Below are 2,235 nucleotides of genomic sequence, written 5' to 3' on the forward strand. Positions count from 1 at the left end.
ACAGCATCCATATAAGTACAAATATTATTTTTTAAGTTTTCATAGTGCGTTTTTGCTGAGGTTTCCTTCGGCTAAAATAAAAATAGCAAGCAATTTTCGGAGTATGCCGAGTTTGCTTGCTATTTTTATTAAATGTTTCATTAGTCCTTGAGTAATTTTATCAGTTCGTCAACCGAGGATATTCCCGCATCTTTTAATTTTATTTTAAGTTCCTGAATTTTGTTTTCCTTTGTGTCTTTTTTACCGAGTGCTGCGGAAATTTTCTCAGCCGATTGAACTTTCATAGAAAAATCCAGGTGGCTGTATGTATTAGCCGTTACGTTATAGTCTGAATGACCTAACCAGTCCTGAATTTCTTTCATAGGTATTCCGTTTGCAAGAAGCAGCGATGCGCAGGAATGTCTTAAATCATGCAATCGTATATGTCGCAAGTTGTTCTTTTTCAGCACTTTTTGAAACGCGTGAGAAAGATAATCCGGAAGCATTAAATCGCCGGTTTCATGAAGAAATATATAGCCGATATATTTCTTATTATAAGCTTCGCCCCAGTATTCCTCATCCTTCTTTTGTTGTTCTTTCCATTTGAGAAGTTCTTTTTCAATATCAGGCATAAGCGGTAAGGTTCTTGCGCTCGAAGCTGTTTTAAGCGTGTCTGTGAGATATACTTCCTTTTGTGAAACTATAACTTTATGATTTATCGAAATTGTTTTATTTGTAAAGTCTATAGCCTCCCAGCGAAGCCCTAAAAGCTCTGAGCGCCGAAACCCGTAATATGCCAATATTTTGATCGGTAATCCGATTTTTTCATTTTTTACAGCACTTAAGAGTATTTCAAGCTCGTTCTGATCATAAAACGAAACGTGAGAACGTTCTCTTTTTATAGCGGGCATAAAATCATAAATATTTTCTGCAAGTCGTTTTTCAACGTATGCCTTTTTTATTGCCGGGCGTAATATATTCGAATAATGCTTGACGGTTATATTTTTAACTTTTCTTTCGTCTTTTAAATAGTTATAAAAGCTAATTATATCTTCCGTTTTCATATCTTCGAGATATGGATTTGTTTCCTCCCAGTAAAGTTTAAAAATGCCCATATACGAAGTATTGTAAATATAAAATACATATGGGGATAGTGTTTCTTTGATGCCTGTAATATAATCTTGCAACCAGACAAGCCAACGTATTTTCCCTTCATTTGTATTTGTTAAGGGTTTTTCTGCCGATTTGTTTTCAAGATTAGCGAATTCTGCGATCTTTTCTTGCAGGATGCGTTGAGCTTCTTTTTTGTTGCCTCGTTCTTTAAGTCCTGTGGATATCCATTTTTGCTTGTGTGTCCCGTCCTGTGTTTTATAATACAAAACACAATACCAAAGACCATTTCTTAACGTTAAATTTCCGGTCATTTCTTATGCTCCTTTTTTAAATAGTTCTATAACGCTTGCTTTTGTGATTTTGTACTCTCTTCCGATTTTAATTGCTTTAACCTTTTTACTTTTTACAAGTTTATATGCAAATACTCTTCCGATTTGGAGCATTTCCATAAGGTTTTCCAGCGATAAAATATCGGGGTATGAAGAGAAAAGTTCTTGTGTGTTATTGTTTGTCATTTGTTGACACCTCCTAAAAATTTTTATAAATTTATCGTAACTCTTTTTTTCGGAAAAAGTAAGAAACTCAGCCTCGGTAAAACCCCGATTTACCCCAACTGAATCCAAACTCAGTGGAAAATAATAAAAACAGATACGATATGCATTTGCCGAAAATTTTTCTTTCGACGCCCGATCCCCATCGGAAAAAGAGGAAGCTGTCAAGGATAAATCGGAGGTTTATTTATAAAAGTCGTTATCAGAAAAAATATTGCGTCAGACAGTTTCTATTTTGTATTTTAAGCGACATTTTTTCTCCTTTACCGCTTACTCTTTTTCCGATACGCTTTCAGAACGAAAGAAAATATATTCGGCAAAGCATATCGTATAGAGGGTGTTGTAAAAAAATTAAAATGTACAAATTTGAAATCATTTCTTTTATGGATTAATATCTGGAATCAATTTAATAATGTCATATATAAAATGAATCCGAAAGTATAGTGAGACTGCCGATAAGCAAATATTCGCTTGTCGGCATTTTTTATGCCTTAAAACAAACATATAGATTAATTTTGAATATATGTCTAACATAAAGCCTTCCGACTTTGATTTTATAAACAAAAAAGAATAGTCGGAGGACATGATAATG

Annotated in this window: 2 protein-coding genes; both read right to left on the reverse strand. The window is 33.8% G+C overall.

Annotation, left to right across the window (positions count from 1 at the left end):
- Positions 1-140: 140 nt before the first annotated feature.
- On the reverse strand, positions 141-1,403 hold the full coding sequence (locus tag Q0F58_RS19035) for a site-specific integrase (RefSeq protein WP_294379590.1): 1,263 nt from the start codon (positions 1,401-1,403) through the stop codon (positions 141-143).
- A 3-nt stretch (positions 1,404-1,406) separates the two neighbouring features.
- On the reverse strand, positions 1,407-1,607 hold the full coding sequence (locus Q0F58_RS19040; protein ID WP_294379592.1) for a helix-turn-helix domain-containing protein: 201 nt from the start codon (positions 1,605-1,607) through the stop codon (positions 1,407-1,409).
- Positions 1,608-2,235: the final 628 nt, after the last annotated feature.

The sequence above is a fragment of the uncultured Clostridium sp. genome (assembly GCF_934754915.1).
Taxonomy (GTDB): Bacteria; Bacillota; Clostridia; order Clostridiales; family Clostridiaceae; genus Clostridium.